This is a genomic window from Robertkochia marina, from assembly GCF_004799345.1.
Lineage (GTDB): Bacteria > Bacteroidota > Bacteroidia > Flavobacteriales > Flavobacteriaceae > Robertkochia > Robertkochia marina.
Genome location: NZ_SSMC01000002.1, coordinates 839,680 through 858,458 on the forward strand (window position 1 = coordinate 839,680; position 18,779 = coordinate 858,458).

Annotated in this window: 15 protein-coding genes; 7 read left to right on the plus strand and 8 right to left on the minus strand. The window is 44.2% G+C overall.

The window, feature by feature from the left end; all coding sequences use genetic code 11:
- Positions 1-2: 2 nt before the first annotated feature.
- Both E7Z59_RS15485 and deoC read left to right on the plus strand, forming a co-directional pair.
- On the plus strand, positions 3-599 hold the full coding sequence (locus tag E7Z59_RS15485) for a TetR/AcrR family transcriptional regulator (RefSeq protein ID WP_136336196.1): 597 nt from the start codon (positions 3-5) through the stop codon (positions 597-599).
- A 3-nt stretch (positions 600-602) separates the two neighbouring features.
- Positions 603-1,259 (plus strand): deoxyribose-phosphate aldolase, encoded by a 657-nt coding sequence (gene deoC, locus E7Z59_RS10115; RefSeq protein ID WP_136336197.1) that lies wholly within the window; start codon positions 603-605, stop codon positions 1,257-1,259.
- A gap of 1 nt (position 1,260) precedes the next feature.
- Here deoC and E7Z59_RS10120 read toward each other — a convergent pair whose 3' ends face one another.
- From E7Z59_RS10120 to E7Z59_RS10145, 6 genes are all read right to left on the minus strand, one after another.
- Positions 1,261-2,571: an MFS transporter gene (locus tag E7Z59_RS10120; protein ID WP_136336198.1), complete on the minus strand. Its 1,311-nt coding sequence runs from the start codon at positions 2,569-2,571 to the stop codon at positions 1,261-1,263.
- 70 nt (positions 2,572-2,641) lie between these two features.
- Positions 2,642-3,454 (minus strand): M48 family metallopeptidase, encoded by an 813-nt coding sequence (locus E7Z59_RS10125; protein WP_136336199.1) that lies wholly within the window; start codon positions 3,452-3,454, stop codon positions 2,642-2,644.
- 22 nt (positions 3,455-3,476) lie between these two features.
- Positions 3,477-5,882, minus strand: coding sequence for a glycoside hydrolase family 31 protein (locus tag E7Z59_RS10130; protein WP_136336200.1), 2,406 nt, complete (start codon positions 5,880-5,882; stop codon positions 3,477-3,479).
- Between the two features lie 56 nt (positions 5,883-5,938).
- Positions 5,939-7,852: a 1,4-alpha-glucan branching protein GlgB gene (gene glgB / locus E7Z59_RS10135; RefSeq protein ID WP_136336201.1), complete on the minus strand. Its 1,914-nt coding sequence runs from the start codon at positions 7,850-7,852 to the stop codon at positions 5,939-5,941.
- 23 nt (positions 7,853-7,875) lie between these two features.
- Complete coding sequence (locus E7Z59_RS10140; protein ID WP_136336202.1) at positions 7,876-9,510, minus strand: trehalose synthase; 1,635 nt, start codon at positions 9,508-9,510, stop codon at positions 7,876-7,878.
- Positions 9,511-9,517: 7 nt separating this feature from the next.
- On the minus strand, positions 9,518-11,458 hold the full coding sequence (locus E7Z59_RS10145) for an alpha-1,4-glucan--maltose-1-phosphate maltosyltransferase (protein WP_136336203.1): 1,941 nt from the start codon (positions 11,456-11,458) through the stop codon (positions 9,518-9,520).
- 73 nt (positions 11,459-11,531) lie between these two features.
- Here E7Z59_RS10145 and E7Z59_RS10150 point away from each other — a divergent pair, with 73 nt between their 5' ends.
- From E7Z59_RS10150 to msrB (E7Z59_RS10170), 5 genes are all read left to right on the plus strand, one after another.
- Positions 11,532-12,404, plus strand: a complete 873-nt coding sequence (locus tag E7Z59_RS10150; RefSeq protein WP_136336204.1) for an alpha/beta fold hydrolase — start codon at positions 11,532-11,534, stop codon at positions 12,402-12,404.
- A 158-nt stretch (positions 12,405-12,562) separates the two neighbouring features.
- A complete protein-coding gene (locus tag E7Z59_RS10155; RefSeq protein ID WP_136336205.1) occupies positions 12,563-13,336 on the plus strand; it encodes a hypothetical protein in 774 nt (257 codons plus the stop codon).
- Between the two features lie 102 nt (positions 13,337-13,438).
- Positions 13,439-13,966, plus strand: coding sequence for a hypothetical protein (locus tag E7Z59_RS10160; protein WP_136336206.1), 528 nt, complete (start codon positions 13,439-13,441; stop codon positions 13,964-13,966).
- A 553-nt stretch (positions 13,967-14,519) separates the two neighbouring features.
- The gene (msrB, locus tag E7Z59_RS10165) at positions 14,520-15,041 is read left to right on the plus strand and encodes a peptide-methionine (R)-S-oxide reductase MsrB (RefSeq protein WP_136336207.1); all 522 of its coding nucleotides are present in this window, start codon (positions 14,520-14,522) and stop codon (positions 15,039-15,041) included.
- Entirely contained in the window at positions 15,038-15,442 is a 405-nt protein-coding gene (gene msrB, locus E7Z59_RS10170) for a peptide-methionine (R)-S-oxide reductase MsrB (RefSeq protein ID WP_136336208.1), read from the plus strand. Before msrB (E7Z59_RS10165) ends, msrB (E7Z59_RS10170) begins: the two co-directional genes overlap by 4 nt.
- Positions 15,443-15,864: 422 nt before the next feature.
- Here msrB (E7Z59_RS10170) and dnaK read toward each other — a convergent pair whose 3' ends face one another.
- Both dnaK and E7Z59_RS10180 read right to left on the minus strand, forming a co-directional pair.
- Positions 15,865-17,871 (minus strand): molecular chaperone DnaK, encoded by a 2,007-nt coding sequence (dnaK, locus tag E7Z59_RS10175; protein WP_262708822.1) that lies wholly within the window; start codon positions 17,869-17,871, stop codon positions 15,865-15,867.
- Between the two features lie 333 nt (positions 17,872-18,204).
- Entirely contained in the window at positions 18,205-18,669 is a 465-nt protein-coding gene (locus tag E7Z59_RS10180) for an Lrp/AsnC family transcriptional regulator (RefSeq protein ID WP_136336210.1), read from the minus strand.
- Between the last annotated feature and the right edge of the window lie 110 nt (positions 18,670-18,779).

The window sequence follows — 18,779 nt, forward strand, 5'->3', positions numbered from 1 at the left end:
GTATGATCACGAAAGCGGAACGAACCACACAATTCATAACCGAAACCATAGCCCCGATCTTTAACCGAAAAGGGTATGAAGCGACCAGTTTAAATGATATTACCGCGGCCACTGGACTTACCAAGGGAGCGGTTTACGGAAATTTTAAGAATAAGGAAAATCTTTATTTGCAGTGTTTTGACCATCTGGCGAAAACAATCACTTCCCGGCTTCAATACCGGGTTTCTTTAGCAGCATCCCCCATGGAAGGACTGTTTCACTTTACCACCTTTTATAAAGAATATTTAGACTTCACCTCCCCATTTGGCGGTTGCCCCATTATCAATTACGGATCAGACAGTAAACACCTCAACCCTGAAATGAATCTTAGAGTTCTGGAGGTCGCTGATCAGATCGAAAAAATACTTACCGATCTGATCGAGCAGGGAAAAGCTCAGGGTACCATCAGAAAAAACATTAACGGCCCTGTTTACGCCAAAAGATTTTTTTCCCTGATACAGGGTGCTGTTTTTATGTCTCAGGTCTCTGACGACGCCTCCTATCTTTCCGACGCCATGAATGTTATCATAGATACCATGAATCAACGGTTTAAAATCTAGAACATGAATACTATAAACGGTTATATTGATCACACCCTTTTAAATCCGACTGCCACCAAAGAAATGATCATTGCCTTATGCAGTGAGGCTAATTTGTACAAATTCAAATCGGTTTGTGTACATGGGTCCCATGTAGACACAGCCTACGAGCAGCTTCGTGACACCCCTGTTTTGGTATGCACAGTAGTTGGTTTCCCCCTGGGAGCTTCTTCCACTGCATCAAAGATAGCAGAAGCAGAACATGCTGTATCTGACGGGGCCTCAGAAATTGACATGGTGGTGAACCAGGGATGGATCAAGGAAAAAGATTATCACCGGGTCTTACAGGAGGTACACTTTGTAAAAAAAGCCATTGCCGGAGCCGAACTGAAGGTGATCATTGAAACCAGTAATCTTAGTGAATCGGAGATCGAAGCAACTTCCAGGGCGGTAGTAGACGGAGGAGCTGATTTTGTAAAAACTTCCACCGGGTTTGGCCAACGGGGCGCATCTTTAGACGATATACGAATCATCAGGAACGCCATTGGAAACTCTGCTTTTATCAAGGCTTCGGGCGGCATCAAGAACTATGAACAAGCCCGGGCCTTTATTGATGCCGGAGCCCATAGAATTGGCACCTCCAGCGGGGTTCAGATCGTCAATGAATTTGGTCGGCAATAAGCTAATCACCGTCATTTTTAAGAGGTACCCGAAGCAGCAAAAACACCCCAATAACGAACAATACTCCTAAAAATATCACTGAATTTCGCACGCTTTCACTGTACTGAGCTATCAGAGCATAAAGGGTCAACCCTATAAAGAGCCCTACTTTTTCTGCCACATCATAAAAGCTGAAATAAGAGGTAGTGTCTTGGGTTTTAGGAAGGAATTTAGAGTAGGTTGAACGGGAAAGCGCTTGTATACCTCCCATTACCAAACCAACCACAGATGCTGCAAAATAGAACTGAACTGGTTTCTTAACGGTGTAAGCATATACGCAGATACCCACCCAAATGATATTGATAACTATTAGGGCGGGAATATTTCCGTATTTAAAGGAGGCTCTTGAAGTAAGCCATGCACCAAGGATAGCCACCAACTGTATCAGTAATACAGACACAATGAGCCCCACGGTACGTTCATCGGCACTACTCCACTCCAATTCTTCTTCGGCAAAGTAGGAGGCTACCAGCATCACGGTTTGCACTGCCATACTGTACACAAAAAACGCCCCCAGGTATCTTTTGAGTCTTTTATCATTTCCCAGGTTGATCCATACTGATCGTAATTCTCTGTAGCCGTTCAAAAGTAATCTTCGGTGCACCTTACCGCTGTTATCATTTCCTGCAGGAAGATGATAAAAGCTGTATTGGGCAAATCCGGCCCACCAGATACCTACCATGACAAATGACAGCCTTGTTGGCAAGGCTTCACTTGTGAACCCGAACCACTCAAACTTCATAATCATCAACAAGTTGAGCAACAACAACAAAACACTGCCCAGGTAGCCCAAAGAGTATCCTTTAGCACTTATACTGTCCTGCTGTTCGGGTCGGGCGATGTCAGGAAGGTAGGAGTTATAGAACACAATACTCCCCCAAAACCCAATAAGCCCCAACAAATAGGCCAATAACCCCCAATAAATATTTTCAAGAGAAAACCAATACAGCCCGATACAGGAAAGTGACCCCAGGTAACAGAAAAACTTAAGAAAGACCTTCTTATTTCCAACATAATCGGCAATTCCCGAAAGAATAGGACTAATGAGCGACACGATCAAAAAAGCGGCAGCTGTTACATAGACAATAAGCGGCGCCCTTGCTATCATGACCCCAAAGACTTCGATTTTTTCTACCCCCGAAGCCCTGAAGAGAGCCCCGTAATAAAGGGGGAAAATGGCGGAAGCAATGGTTAAACTATATACAGAATTAGCCCAATCATAAAAGGCCCAGGCATTTAAAAGTTTCTTACTTCCTTTAGCGAGTTGATTCATAAGGTTGGTTCATAAAAAAGCCGTTCCTGGAGAGAACGGCTTCCAATATATACATTTTACTTCTGACGGTCTAGTTTTGAAATTCTGTAACCCCGAATGACGCAGCCTCTGCCCTTGCGTTAGGCGCATTGGCCCTTAGGTTTTGAATACGTGTTGAACTGCTGGGGTGGGTACTCAGAATCTCCGGTGGCCCTCCGTTACCTGACTCGGCCATACGTTCCCACAAATTAGCAGCCGCCATCGGATCATAACCGGCAATGGCCATTAATCGCTGCCCGATCAGGTCGGCCTCATTTTCATGGCTTCTGCTAAAAGGCAGCATGACCCCAACTGTAGACCCTACCCCATAGGCGGCATTGAAAATTAAATTCTTATCCCGATCACTCATGGTGGCCAAGTTTCCGGCAACAAGAACTCCTTTTTGTATCGTACTGGCACTCATACGCTGGGCCCCATGATCTACAAGGGCATGCGCCACTTCGTGCCCCATTACTGCTGCAATTCCCGCCTCAGTTTCGCATACGGGCAAAATTCCGGTGTAAAAAACGATCTTTCCTCCGGGCATACACCAGGCATTTAACTGCTCACTCTTAACCAGGTTATATTCCCATCGATAATCATTTAGGTACCCCTGGTATCCGTTGGCATTAAACCATTGTTCGGCAGCAATTTTAATTCGCTGTCCTACCCGCTTGATCATTTCGGACTCTTCTGTGTTTCGAATCACTTCATTTTCGGCGAGAAAGGCATCATATTGCTGAAAGGCAGAGGGAAACAGTGCACTGTTATCCTGGAAATTTAACGTCTTTTTTCCTGTAAACGGATTGGTCTTGCACGATACTACGAGGCCAATAAAAACAAGAATTGTTACTAATTTTTTCATCGTCTTTTATCGTTTAATTCCTTTACTGCTGTTCTCCAATAATATGGATCTCAGTAAAGTTTTTAGGTATTATCATGGTTTTATCACCATTCATTTTGACATCCTTTAACGGGATTTGAGCATTATCAAGATAAATAGATTTTACATTGAACGGCAAACCGTGAAGTACCAATTTAAGTTTTTTGTAAGGTGTTTCGTATTTCCCCTCCTTAAATTGCTGAATGATCAATTGGTTCTCCCGGCCGGTAAGCCTGAACTTTCTTAAACTATACCTACCTTTTTTGTAATCATAGCCATCTCCGGCATCCTCATATACCTTAGATATTTCTGTGCCTTCGGCGTAATACACATGAAGCGTCAGCTCTTTGAGTTCTTTCTCTCCCACGTATTGCTGTACCGGATAATTAGGCACAATTGCACCTTCTTTTACAAAGACAGGTACCTGGTCAATATCGGCTTCCACCCAGGTTTCTTTCCCGCCGCTCAGCAAATCATTGGTCCAAAAATTATACCACTTACCGCGGGGTAAGTACATTCTTCTGCCTTTGGCGTTAGGTTCGAGGATGGGACACACTAAAATGTGGTTTCCAAAAATAAATTCATCATTTCTATAATGCGTATGCTGATCTTCCTGATCGTAATACATCAATGATTTCAACATAGGCACCCCATCGGTCATATACTCCCAGAACATGGTGTAGAGATAAGGCAAGAGCTTGTAGCGAAGCTCGATGAATTTACGGGTAATATCAGTCACCTCGATATCGAACGACCAGGGCTCCTGATCGCCGTGATCACCACTGGAGTGCACCCTGCAGAAGGGATGAAAGATACCCAGCTGTATCCATCTTAAAAAGAGTTCTCCCGAAGGTTGTTCTGCGAATCCTCCGATATCAGATCCTGTAAATGACATCCCGCTCATACACATGCGCTGTACCTGGATATTAGCGATCCACAGATGTTCCCAGGTGGCTACATTATCTCCGGTCCAGGAAGAGGTAAAACGCTGGGCTCCTGAGTAGGCTGCCCGTGTGATCACGAAAGGCCGCTTTGGAAAGGTGTATTTACGCATCCCTTCATAAGTAGCCCTGGCCATTTGCATCCCGTAGATATTGTGCGCCTTGCGATGGCTACATGGGTGGCCATCGTAATTATGGCGAACATCATCCGGGAAGGTCTTTCCGGGCACTTCCATAACTGCAGGCTCGTTCATATCATTCCAGATACCCCTTACCCCGATCTCGGCAATAAGCTCTTTATATAGTCCGGCCCACCAATCCCGAACTTCCGGGTTGGTAAAGTCAGGAAAATTACATTCTCCCGGCCAAACCTTTCCTTTCATATACGGCCCATCGGCACGCTTGCAGAAATAGTCATTCTCAACAGCCTGTTGATATACCCAGTAATCCTTGTCGATCTTAATACCCGGGTCTATAATGGCAATAGTTTTAAATCCGTCCTCAAGCAGTTCATCAACCATACGCTTCGGATCCGGAAAATATTCCTTATTCCAGGTAAAGCATCGAAACTGGTCCATATAATCAATATCGAGATAGATCCCATCGCAGGGTATCTTGAGATCCCTGAATTTTTTGGTGACTTCCTTTACCCTGCTTTCAGGATAATAACTCCATTTACACTGATGAAAGCCGAGGGTCCACAAGGGTGGCAATTCCGGTTTTCCTGTCAGGTCGGTATACCCTTGAACAACTTCAGAAACCTTAGGTCCATAGATAAAATAATAATTCATCTCTCCTCCATCGGCCCAGAAGGAAGTAACATTTCGGCGCTCATGGCAAAAATCGAAATGTGTTCTAAAAGTATTGTCAAAAAAGATCCCGTAGGCGGTTTTATGGTGAAGTCCTACGTAAAACGGTACAGCCTTATACAGGGGATTATGGTCTTTTCCGAAAGCGTATTGGTCGGTATTCCAATTTTCAATGCGCTTCCCTCTCAGGTTTAGTTGAGAAGGCTTATCGCCCATGGCGTAATAGCTTTCTGATTCCTGAGCATCCTTGCTCATTTTCACAATATTCCCTCCGTACAGATAGCTCTCTTCCCAGTGAAAACCCAATTCATCTTCATTGATCACCCTGCCTTTGGTGTCGGCAATACTGACCCTTAGATCCTTCTTGTTAATGGTTACCACCAGTTTGGCAGTTTTCAGAATATAGGCGGTTTCCTCCTCCTTTACCTCAAGGTGATTAAAACCATAGGTAGCGTTCTTGTCTATAGCATAAGAGAAGTCGGGCTCAAAACCTTCTTCTGTAGCATACCTGAACCTAAGAACGCTGTCTCGTAAAATGGTTATGGTAAGGGTAACGTTATTTTCAGTATAAAAAGAGACCTTGTCTACTTCTTTCTTGTAAGCTGTTATATTGGAGGGATATAAATTCCCTTTATATTCAAGTTCAGTGTTGGTTATCATTTCTTCATTTTTGGCCTCCTAAAATAAATCATTTCCCGATAAATATGCCCCTCTTATTATGAAATATGAAATGCCACCATAGCCAAAGGAGGCAGGGTTATTTCTGCTGAAAAGTCCCTGCCATTCCATGAAATATCTGACACGCTGATACTCTTAGGGTTACTAACGCCGCTGCCACCATATTTCTTATAATCACTGTTAAATACCTGTTCCAGTTTTTTACCAAACGGAAGTCCTATTCTGTAATTTTCCCGTACCACAGGAGTCATATTACACACGACCACCAGATTCTCTTTGGGTTTGTTGCCTTTTCGCATGTATACCAGCACCGAGTTTTCAGCATCCCCATAATTGATCCATTCAAACCCTTCAGAAGAAAACTGTTTCTCATAGAGTGCAGGCTCATTTTTATATAATCTGTTAAGATCGGTAACCAGTTTCTGAATACCCTGATGGTAGCCATACTGCAATAAATGCCAGTGAAGGCTGTTTTGAAAATCCCATTCTTCTCCCTGGCCGAACTCTCCTCCCATAAAGATCAGGTTACCTCCGGGGTGGGTAAACATATAGCCGAAGAGCAGTCTCAGGTTGGCAAAACGCTGCCATTCATCACCCGGCATTCTACCCAGTAAAGAATGCTTGCCGTACACTACCTCATCATGACTAAAAGGCAGCATAAAGTTCTCAGTAAAGGCATAGGTCATGCTGAAGGTGATATCGTTTTGATGATGACGGCGATATACCGGTTCTTTCTTAAAGTATTCCAGGGTATCATGCATCCATCCCATCATCCATTTCATGCCAAACCCTAAACCGCCGAGGTATACCGGTTCGGTAACCTTAGGAAAAGAAGTAGATTCTTCAGCAATGGTCTGAACACCTTCAAAACTTCCGTAAACTGCCTCATTGAGATCTTTCATAAAGCCTATAGCCTCAAGATTCTCTCTTCCTCCAAACTCGTTAGGTTCCCACTCGCCGTCTTCTCTTGAGTAATCGAGGTAGAGCATCGATGCCACGGCATCAACCCTAAGCCCGTCAGCGTGAAACTTATCCAACCAGAAAAAGGCATTACTGATCAGGAATGACCGCACTTCATTACGTCCGTAATTAAAGATGAGGCTTTTCCAGTCGGGGTGATAGCCCTTGCGTCTGTCGGGGTGTTCATACAGGTGCGACCCGTCAAAAAAGCCTAAACCGTGTGCGTCTTCCGGAAAATGCGAAGGCACCCAATCAAGGATCACCCCTATATTTTCCTGATGCAGTCTGTCAATAAGCTTCATCAGGTCTTCCGGTTTCCCAAATCTGGATGTTGGAGCAAAATACCCGGTTAACTGATATCCCCATGAAGGGTCATAGGGGTATTCCATGACCGGCATGAACTCTACGTGGGTAAATTGCATCTTTTTAACATAGGCAACCAATTCTTCTGCCAACTCCAGATAGGTCAGCGGCCGATTACCCTCGTCGGTGTTTCGCATCCAGGATCCGAGATGCACCTCGTATACCGAATAAGGTTTATCAAGCGCATTGTGTTGTTTCCGGGTTTTCATCCAGGTCTTATCCGACCAGTCGTACCGGTGTTCCCAGATAATGGAAGCGGTTTGCGGAGGGTGCTCGCAATAAAAAGCATAGGGATCTGCTTTTTCGGTCTTTATATCGTTGTGGTGAGAATGTATTTTAAACTTATAGCGATCTCCTTGCGTAATACCGGGAATAAAACCTTCCCAGATACCGGAACCATCCCAACGCACCTCGAGCGGATGATCGCCCTCCAACCAGTAATTGAAATCTCCAATAACCGATACCGCTTTGGCACTGGGGGCCCATACTGCAAAATAGCATCCTTTTTGTCCGTCCTTCTCCAGAATATGGGCTCCTAATTTTTCATAAAGCCGGTAGTGTTTCCCGGACTTAAAGAGATCGATATCAAAATCTGTAAACAGACTGTGCGATTGCACCTGGTTGTTCATAGTGTTCTTTTTTGAGTGTTTATTTAGTGCTTTTCATTTAAAATGCTCATGATTCCCTCCAGCGGAATCACTGCCCAAAGAGGTCTTGAATTCATTTCATACCCAAGTTCATAAACCGCCTTTTCCAGCAGGCAGTACTTAAGTACATAGGTTCGTTCACCCAGATAACCGATGCTGAGATTTTTAGAACGCACATAGTCTATATAAGTGTCTGAGAACACGGCAACCATATAGCGATACAAGAGTTCTCCGGCTTTAAAGAGTTCTTCCTTGTTGTACGGGTAATCTGCCTCATGACCAAAGATAGTGGCGTATATGGCATAATGAAATGACCGGAACATACCCGCTACATCTTTTAAAGGGGGTTGTTTAACTTTTCGGTCCCGTATAGTGCTCTCAGGCTCGCCTTCGAAATCGAGGATATAAAAGTCGTCATTCTGCACCAGTACCTGCCCCAGGTGATAATCGCCATGTATTCGTATGCGTTCGCCTTTTAACCTGGTCCAGTCAAAATCGACAAATCTCTTTCTGATCTCGTTCTTTCTTTCCAAAAACTCCTTGGCCAGCTCCAGGGCACGCCCGGTGAGCTTGTGCAGGTTGTTTTCAACCATATTCAGGCGATTCTGAAACTGATGCAGCATCCTGTTCTTCAGCCAAACTTCATAGTCTCCATTATAATGGGTTGGGGTAAAGCCCATGTCTTCAAATTCAGCTCCCAGATGCACATGCATCTCTGCAGTACGCAACCCCAGCTTACGCAGCTTCTGAAAAATATTCAAACCGGCCCAGTCTATGATCTCCGGCGGTACTTCCCTGATACCCAGTCGGGTGAATATGTCGGCGGAGGGTAGCCTGTCTACATTGATCTTTTTGTATTCCAGGTTAGAGAACACCTTGTGTAATTCATCAAGCATATAGCCCCAGGCATCACCCTGATTCTCTACCAAAGACTGCATTAAGGCAATGGTGATATTAATGTTCTCCATATCCTTCACGCTCATACTACCTATATAGGCCGGAATATTTTTAAACTCCCGTTTTTCCGAAAGAAACCGGCTTAATTCATAATCGGGGTTCTTGGTAGCATAGATACGCCTGAAGAATTTGATCACGTATTTCTCATTAATGATGATGGAGGTATTACTTTGCTCCATGCCCATAAAACGCGATGATTCATAAGGCTCAGATTCCAGTTTTTCACTTCGATGGTACTGCACCTTTGTCGTATCGTGCGGTAAGGCACTCTGAATACGCTGAAACACCACCCTTCTGAAGGCTTCCAGATTTACGGCATCTACAATATACCCTTTTTTACCTTGAAGAGAGATCTCAAGAATTCTCCCCTTTTCGGCATAAGCCTCATCAGTAACAAAGGCTATCGGGAGAAAGTAATGTTGAAAAAAGGCTTCATAAAAGTTTACTTCAAGAATAAGTCCATAATAGATCTCTCCACTTTGCTGTATTCTGAAACTTTCAGCCAGTTCAATGTACTTCAGTTTACTGCTCTTCCCGCCGTACCAGCGCTGACCAATTATATATTTCTCTAAAACATCTGATAAGAAGATCTTCCAGAAATCTTCATAGCCAAGAAGTTCTTCCCAGGCTACTTTAAAATCATAAGGTGATTTAATAATCTTACTCTCTGATGTTTTACTCATGGCACTGTTATTTTATGATTTGGAATAAATGAAAAGGCAATGCAGGATGCAATTCCACATAATTCCATTCGCGATCCCAGACATAGCTGCTTCCTGTGATCAGCTCATGCATTTGTATCTGGCTTCCTTCTGTTATTCCCAGTTCATGCAAAGGCAACCTTACCCACCCTTGTTTTGTATAATAAGCATCCAGGCTGGCTACCATAAGGACTTCATTCGTCCGGTCGTCATTAAATTTATACCAGGCCATGATCTGGTCATTATCGGTGTCGCAAAATTGAAGGTTATTAGTTTGTTGTAAGGCCGCATGCCGGTGTCTCGCCGCATTGATCTTGGTGATAATATGGGTGAGCTTATTTTCAATCTCCCAGTTCCAATGGCGTACCTCGTATTTTTCTGAATTATAATATTCTTCTTTACCCGGCATAGGGTCAGAGACCATTTGCTCATATACCGGCCCATAGAGCCCGGTATTTGAACTTAGGGTCGCTGCCAGGAAATATCGTTGCAGAAACATGGCTTCATTAGCTCCCTGTAATGAATAAGGATTAATATCAGGTGTGTTAGGCCAGAAATTCGGTCTGAAAAACTCCGCCTGATCGGTAGAAGTTAGTTCTTTGAGATAACCCATCAATTCTTCCTTGCTGTTTCGCCAGGTAAAATAGGTATAACTTTGAGTAAAGCCCTGTCGTGCCAATTCGTGCATTACCTTAGGTCTTGTAAAGGCTTCTGAAAGGAATAAGACCTCAGGATATTTCTTTTTAACTTCAGCAATGAGCCACCCCCAGAATTTAAATGGTTTGGTATGCGGATTATCAACCCTGAATATCCTGATATCAAACTCTTCGATCCAGTACATGGCGATACTCAAAAGCTCTTTCCAGAGATTTTTCCAGTCTTTGGTTTCAAAATATATAGGTAAAATATCCTGGTATTTCTTGGGTGGATTTTCTGCATACTGCACAGTGCCGTCCGGCCGCCATTTAAACCATTCCGGATGTTCTTTTACATAGGGATGATCGGGCGCACATTGCAGGGCAAAATCCATCGCGATCTCAATGCCCTGTTGCTTGGCCTTTTGAACAAGTGACTTGAAATCTGCTTCTGTACCCAGCTCCGGATGTATCGATTTATGTCCACCTTGGGCTGAACCGATACCCCAGGGAGAACCTACATCTCCGGGTTCTGCAGTCGTTGAGTTGTTCTTACCCTTACGGTTCACTTCTCCTATGGGATGGATGGGCGGAAAATAAAGCACATCAAACCCCATGGCTGCTATCCTGGGAAGCAGGCGCTCACAATCTTTAAAAGTACCATGCCTTCCGGGCTCGGGAGAAGATGATCTTGGAAAAAACTCATACCAGGTAGAAAACAACGCCTTTTTACGGTCTACGTAGACCCGAAGCTCATCAGAACGTGATGCGAGGAATTTGGCAGGATACGCTATAAAAAGCTCTTTTAGTTTATCAGAAACCGCTTCCCTGATCGCTTCATCATAATGGGACTCTTCTGAAAAGAAGGTTTTTAACTGCTCGAGGTAGTTGCGCTCATCCTTTTTACATCTTTCAGAGACCTCTTCGAGATAGGTAACCCCTTCCAGCAATTCACTTTTAACATGTTGCCCGTCTTCTATTTTTCGCTTGATCCCATGCTGCCAGTTCAAGGCATAATCAACCCACCCCTCAACCGTGTAATGATAAAGGCCTTCCTTTTCTACGGTAAAGCTTCCGGTCCAATAATCATTGCCCTCGTGATTCATTCGGGCAGACTTCCAGGTTCTCTCTTTCTGATGTTTGTACTGTATAGCACAGGCCACCACATCATGGCCATCGGCAAAGACGTCTGCCCCTACCAACACCTGCTGCCCCGGAATTCTTTTAATATAAAAATCCCCTTGCATCAGCTGGGGATTTACATTTTCTATAATAATACGTGTTTGATCCTGCATCACTCTTTGTTAATGTCTTATAAAAATATAAAAATCATCCTGAATTAAGTAAATTCACACCAAAATTGCAGTCATGCCCGACCAAATGAAAGATCGCCAACCACAGGAAATCCAAGTACCTGCGTTCATAGCTGTTCCGGCTAAATTATTACAATGGATCTCTCCGGCTCTTGCCGCAAGATTTGCGGCAAAGATCTTCGGTAAACCCTTCAAACATAAAATGCCGAAAAGGGAATTTGAAATGGATCAGGAGAGTGAACAAAATCGACTCATCGTCCCTAAGATCGGAAAAGAGGTTATGGTGTATCAATATGGTAAATCTGACCGTAAGGTGTTGTTGGTTCACGGGTGGAGCGGTCGTGGTACTCAGCTCTGCAAGATCGCAGATGCCCTTCTTAAGCAAGGGTATGCCACCGTGAGTTTTGATGCCCCGGCTCATGGTAAGGCTAAAGGCAAATACACCCATATGCTGGAATTCGTAGAGGCGGTTTTATTCCTGGAGCGTGAGTACGGGCCCTTTGAAGTTGCCGTTGGACATTCTCTGGGTGGTATGAGTATTCTGAATAGTATTAAAAGAGGGGCGGTATTCCAGAAAGCGGTATTGATAGGCAGTGGGAATATGGTTTCTGAGATCATGAAAGATTTTATTCAAAAACTGGGACTAAAACCCATTACAGGCATACAGATGAAACGCTATTTTGACGAAGTTTCAGGAATAGACACCGACACCCTCTCGGCAGAAAAGGTAGCTCCTGAGATTGACATCCCTGTTTTGGTGATTCATGATGAAGACGACCTCGATGTACCGGTGCACGCAGGCCACCGCATACATGAACATTTACCAAATAGTCAACTTATGATTACCGAAGGTCTCGGGCATCGAAAGGTATTAGGCGACAAAAAAGTAATTGAAGCCATCATAGATTTTATGCCCATAACAATCTAGCTATTTGTATTACAGCACCTTACATAGATGGTGTTATAAAATATCGTATCTTTAATAACTTTAACAAATTGTTTGTTAGGTTTTCCTTACTCTTTGCTCACTTCTTATCTGCAGCACTACCTGCCTTTCTATGTGATCTAACCAAAAAATCACCCATAATGAAACACATTTTAGCAGTATTGGCGTTAGCTGTCGGATTATGCAGTTACGCCCAGGAAGAGGCCCCCACCGTAGTATTTGACCAGATCATGTTAACCCCCCAACCTGAAAAAGTTGTCGATTTTCACAAGGCCGTTGCCGAACACAACAAACAGTTCCATGCTGAAGCCCCCATGCAGGTAGCCGTTTATCAGGTCATGACCGGCCCTAATACCGGGAAATACATTTGGAATCTTGGGCCTTGCACCTGGGAACAAATGGATGGGCGACCAATGGATGCCGCTCATGACAATCATTGGGACAACAACGTTACCCCTACCATTACTACCGAATCGAGCGCCACCTACTGGAAATACCACCCGGAATACTCCAGCATGAACAGCGATTTCTCCCTCAATATGCTTGGGATTACTTTTTGGGACCTCAAGCGAGGGATGGGGAATTTTGAAAAGGTAACCGGCATCATCGAGAAATTTGTCAAACTCTACCGGGAGACCTGGCCTGAAGACCAGTTTGCTATCTATTCTAACCTTATGGGCTCAACAGGTGAAGGCCGCGATATGGCCATTGTCGGATTTTTGGATAATTATGGAGATCTGGCTATTGAACATCCTGATCTTCCCGAAAAATACAACGCCATGTATGGAGAAGGCAGCTTTGAAACCGATATGAATTTATGGCTGGAAATAGTGCAGGCAGAATCAAATGAAATGTGGCGGTTTATGCCTGATTTGAGCTCGCGCCCGGCAGCAGTTGAAATAACAAAGAATTAATAAAAGATACAGCTCTTTACAAAAGCCCGTTACGACGGGCTTTATTCGTTTTTAATTTTTTGGCCTGATAATTGATATTTAACCACCAAAACCAAGAATATTATGAAAAAATTACTCTCTATCCTTTCAGTTACCTGTCTGCTGCTAATCTCATGTGAAGGCGATCCGGGGCCTCCGGGACCTCCCGGTCAGGATGGTCTTGATGGTTTGGACGGACTTATCGGAACTGTATTTGAATACGATGTTACATTTACCAATCTCAACGACGATGTTCCTTTCGAAACCTATGAGTTTCCAGCCAGCGTAGAGGTCTTTAACACCGATGTTGTGTTAGCCTATCTTCTGGTTGATGTGGTTGACGGTACCGATGTTTGGGAACCACTGCCCAGAACCCTCTATTTTAACGACGGCATTCTGAGTTACAGTTTTAATCACACCCTATATGATATCCAGTTTTTCCTGGACGGTACGGTAGATTTCCCCTCGCTGCTTCCGGAATTTACAGATAACCTCATTATGAGGGTCGCCATCTTACCGGCAGAATCTGCCGAGGCGATCGATGTAAATGATATGGAACAGGTAATGAGTATATCAAAATTTAATTTGACAGAACCTGTAATACTTGACTAGAGCTTATATGCTCTTGATGCAAAAGCCATAAATACTGTTACTCACGGTGTTTATGGCTTTTTTTTGGTTATAGCGTTATACGATTATGGGGTTATGGGGTTATGGGGTTATGGGGTTAAGTCATTGTAAGGAAGGGCTATGCCCCGACATGGCAATCTGTTAGAGTTATGAGGTTTGAAATCACTAAGAGGTTTCAATTATAGGTTATGAAATGTGGATTACAGACGGGATTCTCCACCAGAATAGAAACTCCATTTTAATGACATCTCGCAAAGAACTGAATCACCCCTTCCGTCCACGCATTTGGCGTGGCTCGCTCGCGCCTGCTGGCTCCTTCGATGAAAATAGCCACTGGCTATTTTCTAAACACTCGGCCCTCCCTCGAAAAGGGGAAGGAGAACGTACTTTTTATGAGCAGTTTAAATTGTAAAATCCTAAACAGTACATCGACCACCGAGAACCAAGAACCGAGAACCGAGAACCGTTAACTGAAAAAATAATAAGTTCTTAACACCTTAAACGACCAATTCCATATAATTTTAAAGAAAAAACCATGAAAAATATATTATTAGCCATCATTCCGGCGCTATTATTTTCCTGTAATACCACCGCCCAAAACAAGAACAAGGAAAAGGAAACAGCTCACACCTCAGAAAGCTATGAGGTCACCATGAGTGATGCTGAGTGGAGAGAAAAGCTTACCGATATGGAATACCAGGTACTTCGCAAAGCAGCCACCGAAAGGAGGTTTAGCAGTGATCTTCTGGAAAAAAAGGAAGAAGGCGTATATGTATGTGCCGGTTGCGGACATCCGCTTTTTAAGAGTGAACACAAATACGATTCCGGCAGCGGGTGGCCCAGTTTTGACCGTGAAATTGAAGGCAATGTAGCCTTTGACACCGATTATAAGATCGGGGTGGCCCGTACCGAAGAGCACTGCGCCCGTTGCGGCGGACATTTAGGACACGTTTTCAATGACGGTCCGCAGGAAACCACGGGAGAAAGACACTGTATCAATGGTGTAGCCCTGGATTTTATCCCTATAGAAGAATTTAAACGAGTTACAAAACAATGAGTAAGTACAAGGTAGACAAACCGGAGGAAGTCTGGCGACAGGAGCTTGACGCAGACAGTTATCGCATCCTGCGTCAAAAAGGCACGGAGATGCCTCATACAGGTAAATATAACCTCCACTTTGAGAATGGTAATTATCATTGCAAAGGGTGCAATGCCCTGTTGTTCGAATCTGACATGAAATTTGAGAGCGGATGCGGATGGCCCAGTTTTGATCAGGCTGTTGAAGGCAGTATAGAATATATCAGAGATACCAGTCACGGCATGATACGCACCGAGATCCTATGTGCTTCCTGCGGCGGACACCTGGGGCATGTATTTAACGACGGCCCTACCGAAACCGGGGTGCGCTATTGTGTGAATTCTGCCAGTTTGGATTTTGAAGAGGGCTCTGAGAATTAAATGTTAAGGGCTAAGGAGCTAAGGGGCTAAGGAGCTAAGGGGCTAAGGAGCTAAGGGGCTAAGGAGCTAAGGGGCTAAGAGCTAAGAGCTAAGAGCTAAGAGTTAAGAGTTAAGAGTTAAGAGTTAAGAGTTATTTAAAACTGTTTAACTGTTTAACTGCATAACCGCATAACTGCATAACCAAACCAACAGATTGCCACGCCACGTCTTTTGCCCGCGCGCCGGCTGGCTCCATCGCTAAAATGGTTCATCTGCCATCGCACCACCTGGCCCCTCACTATGAAAGGTTCACCGAACCTTTCACAAGTGTTCGGTCCTCTTAACGCTCGGCCCCGCAATGACGTACCTGAATCACGGCATAACCGCATAACGAAAAAAGCCACTCCGTTTGGAGTGGCTTTTTTTATATAATCTCAGAAATATTACTTCACTTCTTCGAAGTCAACATCCTGAACGTCTTCACCTTCCTGGCCTGAAGAACCGGTTGCATCTCCGGCTGCATCAGCTCCGGCGGCTCCGCCATTCTGCTGTGCTTCGGCCTGAGCCTTGTACATCTCTTCAGAAGCATGTTTCCATGCCTCGTTGATCTTGTCAAGAGCGGGCTGAATTGTATCAACGTCTTTGGCTTCGTAAGCTTTCTTCAGCTCTTCCAGGGCATCCTGGATCGGCTTTTTCTTATCATCGCTCAGTTTATCACCAAATTCATTCAACTGCTTCTCGGTCTGGAAGATCATAGAATCGGCCTCGTTGAGCTTATCTACTTTCTCCTTCGCCTTTTTGTCAGCTTCAGCATTGGCTTCAGCTTCACGCTTCATTTTCTCGATCTCTTCTTCGGTAAGACCTGAAGAAGCCTCGATACGGATGTTCTGCTCTTTGTTGGTACCCTTGTCTTTGGCACTTACATTAATAATACCATTGGCATCAATATCAAAGGTTACCTCAATTTGCGGTACACCTCTTGGTGCCGGTGGAATTCCGTCAAGGTGGAATCTACCGATGGTTTTGTTATCTGCCGCCATTGGGCGCTCTCCCTGAAGTACGTGGATCTCTACGGACGGCTGGTTATCGGCAGCGGTCGAGAAAACCTGCGACTTCTTGGTTGGGATGGTCGTATTAGACTCGATAAGCTTGGTCATAACTCCTCCCATAGTTTCGATACCTAATGAAAGTGGTGTAACGTCAAGCAGCAATACGTCTTTTACATCTCCGGTTAGCACACCCCCCTGGATAGCAGCACCGACAGCCACCACCTCATCAGGGTTTACTCCTTTAGACGGTTTCTTCCCGAAGAAACTTTCTACTGCATTCTGAACAGCAGGAATACGCGTTGACCCCCCTACCAGGATGATCTCGTCTATATCACTCTTGCTCAGGCCTGCATTTTTAAGGGCCGATTCGCATGGCTTGATCGTACGCGCTACCAGATCTGCGATCAATTGCTCGAACTTCGATCTGGTCAGGGTACGTACAAGGTGTTTTGGACCACTTGCAGTAGCCGTTACATACGGCAGGTTGATCTCTGTTTGTGAAGAAGACGAAAGCTCGATCTTGGCTTTTTCTGCAGCTTCTTTAAGACGTTGAAGTGCCATTGGATCTTTTCTCAGGTCCATATCTTCTTCTGCCTTGAATTCATCAGCAAGCCAGTTGATGATTTTTTCATCTACATCATCACCACCAAGGTGGGTATCACCATCTGTTGAAAGTACTTCAAATACCCCATCTCCTAATTCCAGGATAGAAACGTCATGGGTACCTCCACCGAAGTCAAAAACAACGATCTTCTGATCTGAATGCTTTTTGTCAAGTCCGTAAGCCAGGGCTGCCGCCGTAGGCTCGTTTATAATACGCTGTACCTTTAAACCGGCAATTTCTCCGGCTTCTTTGGTAGCCTGACGCTGAGAGTCGTTAAAGTATGCAGGTACGGTAATTACCGCTTCTGACACATCCTGCCCCAGGTACTCCTCTGCAGTTTTTTTCATTTTCTGAAGGATCATGGCTGAAAGCTCCTGAGGAGTATACATGCGTCCTTCAATATCTACACGCGGGGTGTCGTTATCTCCTTTTACTACTTTGTAAGGAACACGTTCAGCCTCTTTCTGAGATTCTGAATACTTGTTCCCCATAAATCTTTTGATAGAGTAAATGGTTTTATGAGGATTGGTCACCGCCTGACGTTTTGCTGGATCACCAACCTTGATCTCTCCTCCTTCTACAAAAGCAATAACAGAAGGCGTAGTACGCTTACCTTCAGCATTAGGGATCACCACCGGTTCGTTACCTTCCATTACAGAAACGCAGGAGTTGGTAGTACCTAAATCTATTCCAATAATCTTACTCATGTTAATATGTTTATGGTGTTCAAATTTTAATTCTTGCACCCTGCATAGGTCAATGACTGTGCCATGCCAAAAAATATGACAAGCTGTCATTTATTCAATTTAAAGTATGACGTAATGTTGGTTTTGAGTTACAGGATACCGGGTACGGAATGCGGGTTAAGGGTTAAGGGTTAAGGGTTAAGGGTTAAGGGTTAAGGGTTAAGGGTTAAGGGTTAAGGGTTAAGGGAAATTGGCGAATAGGCAAATAGGCGAATAAGAAATTTTGCTTCTTTTTAAACTGCCGGCTCCAGGCTCACCACCGACCAATGGCCACCGCCTTAACTATCTGCCGACGTACCGGATTTCGTCTGTCTACCTGATTACCTGCTTACCTGATTACCTGCTTACCTGATTACCTGCTTACCTGCTTACCTGCTTACCTGCTTACCCGCCTACCTCGATCACCGAAGAATTCTTTACCTCTCCGATCATGAAAATACTATGGGTATTCCCGATATGTTTCAGGTTGGTAAGTTTGGTGAGCATAAAATTCCGGTAATCTTCCATATCAGCCACATGAATCTTTAGTATGTAATCGTAGTCGCCACTTACGTGATAACACTCCTGCACCTCAGATAAGGTAACCACTTCCTTTTCAAATTGACTGACATTCTCTTTGGTGTGTTGGGTAAGGCGGATATGACAAAACACCACAAAGGCTTTATTGACTTTTTGGCGGTCTACCATGACCGTGTATTGCCGTATCACCCCCTCTCGTTCCAGTTTACGCACGCGTTCGTAAACCGCTGTATTAGACAAACCCATTTGCAAAGCCAGCTCTTTGGTGGTTTGTTTGGCATCTTTTTGCAGGGAAATCAACAACTTCCTGTCAATAGCATCCAACTCCATAGTGAAAATATTTCGGTGTATTTATCAAAAATACATTTTTATCAGATGATTCTTCGAATTAAACACCTTATCATAGTTTTATTTTCCGATACTGACGCACATCATTGACA